Source organism: Rhizobium leguminosarum bv. viciae USDA 2370 (assembly GCF_002008365.1).
Classification (GTDB): domain Bacteria; phylum Pseudomonadota; class Alphaproteobacteria; order Rhizobiales; family Rhizobiaceae; genus Rhizobium; species Rhizobium leguminosarum.
In genome coordinates this window covers 378689-385134 of the sequence record NZ_MRDL01000025.1, presented here as the reverse complement: position 1 = coordinate 385134, position 6446 = coordinate 378689, and the positions used below count along the sequence as shown (strand labels likewise).

7 protein-coding genes are annotated in these 6446 nt (G+C 60.5%); all 7 read left to right on the top strand.

The window, feature by feature from the left end; all coding sequences use genetic code 11:
* Nucleotides 1–361: 361 nt before the first annotated feature.
* The 7 genes from BS629_RS12810 (at nt 362) to BS629_RS12780 (ending at nt 6394) form a co-directional block, all read left to right on the top strand.
* On the top strand, nt 362–700 hold the full coding sequence (locus BS629_RS12810; protein WP_018243390.1) for a hypothetical protein: 339 nt from the start codon (nt 362–364) through the stop codon (nt 698–700).
* 139 nt (nt 701–839) lie between these two features.
* Nucleotides 840–1046, top strand: a complete 207-nt coding sequence (locus BS629_RS12805; protein WP_003542611.1) for a hypothetical protein — start codon at nt 840–842, stop codon at nt 1044–1046.
* Nucleotides 1047–1204: 158 nt separating this feature from the next.
* The gene (locus BS629_RS12800) at nt 1205–2011 is read left to right on the top strand and encodes a pseudouridine synthase (RefSeq protein ID WP_018243391.1); all 807 of its coding nucleotides are present in this window, start codon (nt 1205–1207) and stop codon (nt 2009–2011) included.
* 14 nt (nt 2012–2025) lie between these two features.
* Nucleotides 2026–2712, top strand: a complete 687-nt coding sequence (locus tag BS629_RS12795) for a phosphoribosyltransferase (RefSeq protein ID WP_018243392.1) — start codon at nt 2026–2028, stop codon at nt 2710–2712.
* A gap of 102 nt (nt 2713–2814) precedes the next feature.
* Nucleotides 2815–4551 carry an SLC13 family permease gene (locus BS629_RS12790; RefSeq protein ID WP_077988262.1) on the top strand — a complete coding sequence of 579 codons (1737 nt, stop codon included), beginning with the start codon at nt 2815–2817 and terminating at the stop codon, nt 4549–4551.
* Between the two features lie 84 nt (nt 4552–4635).
* Nucleotides 4636–5580, top strand: a complete 945-nt coding sequence (locus BS629_RS12785; RefSeq protein ID WP_018243394.1) for a phosphoribosylaminoimidazolesuccinocarboxamide synthase — start codon at nt 4636–4638, stop codon at nt 5578–5580.
* Nucleotides 5581–5791: 211 nt separating this feature from the next.
* A complete protein-coding gene (locus BS629_RS12780) occupies nt 5792–6394 on the top strand; it encodes a TetR/AcrR family transcriptional regulator (RefSeq protein WP_018243395.1) in 603 nt (200 codons plus the stop codon).
* The last annotated feature ends 52 nt before the right edge of the window (nt 6395–6446 follow it).

Here is a 6446-nt window from a genome sequence, read left to right as displayed (position 1 = left end):
GTGAGTGGGCTTATAGAACTAACCCTCCCAAACAGTCAACACACCAAACAAAAGTTTTTTGACATTTTTGTAACAGGTTGATTCAGCTGGTGTTTTGTTGATGGATATTATCCACAGGACGCGTTTTCGGAGCGGATTCTCGAAAATTCCTTTACCGACTGGTCAAAAATCCATCGGAAAATCGCTCTCAACTACCGAAAGATAGCGAAAAAACAGGATCTTGCGCGGATTTATGGTTAACAGAGGATTAAAGTAGCGCCAACCGGCGAGCTTTAAATTTCCGACACACATCAGCGGCTGAGATTTCGGAACCTATCACCGAGTTGGGTGTTGTCTTTCCCATTGAAGGAAGGAGACCAACATGGCTGCCAATACCGATGATATCAGAGCATCTGTCAGCAAGGACATTGCCGCACTCCAGCAGGAAGTCTCGCGCCTGCAGAAGATGATTTCCGCTCAGGGCGCCGAAGCCTATTACGAAGTGCGCGGCCGCGCCGGCAAGGCTTATGATGAAGCCCTGCCTCGGGCAAAGAATGCTGTCGCCCAGATCAGGGCCGAAGGCGTCGCTGCCGCCGACGCCGCCCGGGAGCATCCGGCCGCAACGACCACTGCGCTGGTGCTTGCAGGCGCCATCGGATTCCTCGCCGGATACCTGCTTTCCGGCAGCCCACAGCCCCAGCCTCGCCAATGGTGGCGCTGAACACGTTATACCGACCCATAAACTAGTCTTTTACGCACCCGCCGAACGTTTTTCGGCAGGGTGCGTAAATGCTTATGTCTTACAAAAACCAATTTTTAATGTGAGCTATGGGAACATAAAAAACGAAGGGAGGACTACCATGGAAAACAAGCGAGCCAACTGCATAATCGAAGTCAGCGTCGACAGCGCCAATGGCCGCTATGCGGTCGGCATCATGAATATGCGCCAGGCACTCGATTTGCCGGAAATGCCTAGTCTGTCCTACACACATCCGGACCCGGTCAAGGCCGCCGCCGGTATCGTCGTCAGCCGTAAGGAACTGGCCGGCTTCATGGCCTGCCGCTGAGGCAGCGCCACCCTATAAAGCCGTGACGGCGCTTTACCCCAAAGCGCTGAGCCTCTTTTGCGACGCCTGTTATTCCTCCTCATTTTTAATTTGCCTTGCTGGCATCCTTGCGCCGTTCATGCAAGAAAGCGGCACCAAAAGCAGGACAAGGATGGCAGATGAGGGAGCGGCGCCCACCGCACAAGACGCGTGAGCGGACAAAGCCCGCCGATAACGCCGCGGCTAAGCGGGTTACCCTTCCCCGCGCCCTGTCTAAGCTCGGTTATTGCTCCCGCACGCAGGCCGAACGTCTGATTGCCGAAAATCGCGTTGCGGTCGACGGCCGCACCGTCAGCGATACCTCCGCATGGGTCGATCTTGCCACGGCAAGGATCAGTATCGATGGCCTCGCCATCGCTGCCGAAGCGAAAATCTATCTGATGCTCAACAAGCCCCGCGGTCTCGTCACCACCCGCCACGATCCAGAAGGCAGGCCGACGGTCTATGATTGCCTCAGGGATTTCGACATCCCGCATCTCTCTCCCGTCGGCCGGCTCGACAAAGCGAGCGAGGGCCTGCTGCTTTTCACCAACGACACCGAATTCGCCCAGATCCTGCTCGATCCGGTCACGCATGTGACGAAGACCTATCATGTCCAGATCGACCGCATCATGGACGACGAGGACATTGCCGCCATGACATCGGGCATCCGCCACGACGGCGAGTTGCTGACGGCGACCGCCGCGCGGCGCCTGCGCCAGGGCGACAGGAATTCATGGATCGAGGTCGAGCTCGACGAAGGCCGCAACCGCCAGATCCGCCGCATGCTGGAGGCGCTGGGAACCGAATGCCTGCGCCTCGTGCGCGTCGCAATTGGCCGGCTTGAACTCGGCGAACTGCCGAAAGGCGCCGTGCGTGCGCTGACCGAACCGGAATTGCAGGCACTACGCCGGAGAACCGGCTTGGAAAGGACGAGACGCAATTGACTGCTGTGACGGAGATGACGCCGCACGATTTCTGGCAGGAGATCCACCCGCCCGGCACCTTTGCCGGCGATGGCGAATTCACCTCTTTCTATGTCGCCGCGCTCGAAGATGGCCGTCAGCTTCGCCTGCCGATCCGTGAGCTGGCGGATGGCAATCACGCCCTCGCCTCGCTAATCGTCAACCAGGCGAGCTTCCTCGTCCTCGATACGCTCGCCGAAAGCCTCGCCGAAAAGATCAGGTCCATGCGCATCGATGTCGTCGCCGGCCTGCCGACGCTCGGCCTGACGCTGGCCGCCGCCGTGGCGCAGAAGCTCGGCCATGACCGCTATGTTCCGCTCGGCACCTCACGCAAATTCTGGTATCGCGACGAACTCTCCGTTGCCCTGTCTTCGATCACCACGCCGACACAGCAGAAACGCCTCTATATCGATCCACGCATGTTGCCGCTGCTTCAGGGACGGCGCGTCGCACTCATCGATGACGTCATTTCCAGCGGTGCCTCGATCGTTGCCGGCCTGCATCTGCTGATGGCCTGTGGTATCGAACCCGTCGCCATCGGTGCGGCCATGCTGCAATCGGAGCGGTGGCGCGACAGCCTCGCAGCCGTCGGGCCACAATGGATCGCGCGTACCGTCAGCGTCTTCGCAACGCCCATTCTGGAGCGGAATGCCGCCGGCCGGTGGCAGGCACCACCAGCCTGACGCGAGATGTGAGGATTGTTCAATCCTGACCTGAAGGCGCCACTGTACAGCGCATGAGGAACGATTACAGTCCGCCTGATCGATGAAACAACGGACCCGCCCATGTTCGAGCAAGCATCCCTGCTGATCCTTCTGCTGGCGATGCTCACTCTCTTCTCGCTCGATCGCATCCGCATCGAGGTGGTCTCGATCGCCGGCCTGCTTGCCGGCTATGCGCTCGGCCTTTATCCCGCCGACCAGATCTTCACGGGCTTCGCCAGTCCCGTCGTCATCACCGTCGTCGAGATCCTGCTGATCGTCCAGGTGCTCGCGCGCGCCAGGCTCTTCGACAGTCTCGCCGCCCGTTTCGCGGCCACAAGACCCTCCGACTTCACCGTCATCGCCGGCACTTCCGCACTCGCCGGCTTCATGTCCATCTTCATGAACAATATCGGCGCCTTTGCGATCACCTTGCCGGTGGCGCTACGCCTCGGCGCGGCCCTGAAAATCCCCCGCCGCCAGCTCGCCATGCCGGTCTCGTTCGCAGCCCTGCTCGGCGGTCTCGTTTCGCTGATCGGCACCCCGGCCAACCTGCTGGTCAGCGATGGGCTCGCCAAGGCGACCGGAGCCGGCTTTCGCTTCTTCGATTTCGCCTATAACGGCCTGCCGGTCGCCATCGCCGGAATTCTGCTCATCGCCTTTCGCGTGCAGCGCCTGTTTCCGGAACCCGACGAAACACCGGTGACGACCTCCCCGGCCGCGCGCCGCGTCGTCGTCGAGCGTTACATCCCTGATATCTCGCCACTGATCGGCGTGCGGCTTTCCGATTGCCCGGTGCGTTTCGGCATCAAGCCGCACGCGCTGATCCGCGGCGATAATTTCGTCTTCGGTCCGCTCGACCAGTCGGTGATCGAACCGGGCGACGTGCTGCTTGCCGAGGGCGCCGATGCGGTCTTTGCCGACCTTGCCGCCACGCAGGCGCTGATGGCCGATGCCCATCCGCATGGCCTGCAGCCGGATTTCACCCATGTCGAAGCCGTCGTCATGCCGGAAAGCACGTTGGTCGGTTCGCGCGTCCGCTCGCTCGAAATCTTCCACCGTCGCGGCATCGCGGTCACCGCCCTTTCCATGCGCGCGCCACGCATCGAGGGCCGCTTCCTCGACCTGCAATTGTCGATCGGCGATATATTGACACTGGAGGGGCCGCGCCCGGCGATTTCAGAAGCGTTGGAGGAAAGCGAGTGCCCACTCGCCTCGACAGCACCGGCCGAACCGGCGCTCCTTTCCTGGCGGCCCTTCGCGCTCTTTGCCTGTGGCGTCGCCGCCTCTGCGGCCGGCCTGCGTCCCGACGTCGCTTTTGCCGGCGTCGTACTCGTGCTCGCGCTGCTCAATCATCTGAACATCCGTCGGGCGATGGCCGATCTCAATTGGCCGATCATCATCATGCTCGCGGCGATGATCCCCATCGGCCAGGCGGTGGCGAGCACCGGAGCGGCCGAAACCATCGCCAGCTGGCTCAGCCTCGTCGTGCCGATCACCCATCCGCTCATCGGCATCGCCCTCATCCTCTTCCTCGCCATGGCATTGACGCCTTTCGTCAACAACGCGACGGTCGCGATCGTCCTGACCCCGATCGCTCTGGAATTCGCAAGAGCCGGCCGGCATGCGCCGGACGCCTATCTGATCGCGGTCGCCGCCGGCGCCTCCCTCGATTTCCTGACGCCCTTCGGCCATCACAACAACACACTGGCAATGGGCATCGGCGGCTACCGCTTCGGCGATTTCCTGCGCGCCGGCTGGCCGCTTGCCGTCACAAGTTACGGCCTCGCCCTGCTTCTTACCGCTCTGTTCTGGCTGTGATGCATTACCCGATCGGCTTGACTTCCCCAGCAATGAAACTAGAGCAGGAAGTCTTCACCCAATAATTAAGGACAGTCGAGCGCCGTGCGAATTCTCTCCGAAGCCCATTTCCCGGAATTGCCGAACTATTATCGCGGCAAGGTGCGCGAGAATTACGATCTTCCGGACGGACGCCGCATCATTATCAGCACCGACCGGCTGAGCGCTTTCGACCGCATTCTCACCTGCATCCCCTATAAAGGCGAGGTACTGACGCAGACGGCGCGCTACTGGTTCGAGGCGACGAAGGACATCTGCCCGAACCACGTTCTCGACTATCCCGATCCGAATGTGGTCATCGGCAAGCGGCTCGACATCCTGCCGGTCGAGATCGTCGTGCGCGGTTATCTCGCCGGCACCACCGGCACCTCGATCCTGACGCTTTATAAAAAGGGCGAGCGCGAGATGTACGGCATGCGTCTGCCCGATGGCATGCGCGACAACCAGATCCTGCCCGAACCTGTCATCACGCCGACCAGCAAGGAATTCGACGGCGGCCACGATGAACCGCTGACGCCGGCCGAAATCGTCACGCGTGGCCTTCTGACGAAAGAGCAATGGCAGACGCTGTCGACATATGCGCTCGCCCTCTTTGCTCGCGGCCAGGAGATGGCGGCGAAAAACGGGCTGATCCTGGTCGATACCAAATACGAGTTCGGCACCGACGGTGACGGCAACATTATCCTCGCCGACGAGATCCATACGCCGGACAGCAGTCGCTACTGGCTTGCCGAAAGCTATCCGGCAAGCTTTGCCGCTGGAAAACGCCCGGAAAGTTTCGACAAGGATTTCGTCCGCGCCTGGGTGGCGGAGCGTTGCGATCCCTATAAGGACGAGATCCCGGAAATCCCCGCCGAACTGATCGAGCAGACCTCGACCGTCTACATCAAAGCCTACGAGGCGATCACCGGTGAGCGCTTCGTTCCCGACAATAGCGGCGAGACGCCGCTTGCCCGTGTCCGAACCAACCTCGCCCGCTATTTCCCTTGAAATCGCGGCACACGAAAGCCGCCGGGCCGATCATCGGCTTGCAGCATTTCGTCCAATAGCGCTAGAGCGCCGCGCGCCCGAAAGGACGCGCTAAGGACGCTCTATCACTTTGAATCGGCGTATAATCCTTTCCGAAAATCGATTCCGATTTTCGGGCTTATGCGCTAGCATTGGCAAAAAGGGGTATCGGGCTCGGCCCGGCGGGGAACAGATGACAAGAAGGCCAAGACGCAAGGCCGAGGAAACGCGAGAGGACATTCTCTCCATGGCGGAGATGCTGTTTCGCGAGCGCGGCTTCGTTGCTGTGTCGATCGCCGACATCGCCGGCGCGCTCCACATGTCGCCCGCCAATGTCTTCAAGCATTTCCGTTCCAAGGTCGCGCTCGTCGATGCGATCGCCGGACGCCATCTCGACGATGCTGCCGAGCGCTTCGCAGCCTTTGATGGGAACCTGCCGCCGAGGGAACAACTGCTCCGCTTCATCCTGCGCCTGCTGGAGAGCCACCTGCAGGACATCCAGAAGAACCCTTATATCTTCGAAATGGTACTCTCGACGATTGAAGCCAAACTCGAGGCCGGCAATCGCTATCGCGCCCGCATCGAAGCGAAGCTCGGCGAGATCATCCACGAAGGCATGGCGGAGGGACGTTATCATTGCCGCGATGCCGGGAGTGCGGCACATACCGTCGCAGACGTCCTGGCCTGCGTGCTGCACCCTGTACTGATCGCCCGCGACGACAAGGAGACGCTCGTGCGCCGCGCCGAAAAAATCGTGTGTTTCGTCGATGCCGCACTGCAAAATAGCGCTTGCTAAGTGATGATTGCTGAATTACGTCACTTCGTAAAGCTTTTCTTAAATTCGGATA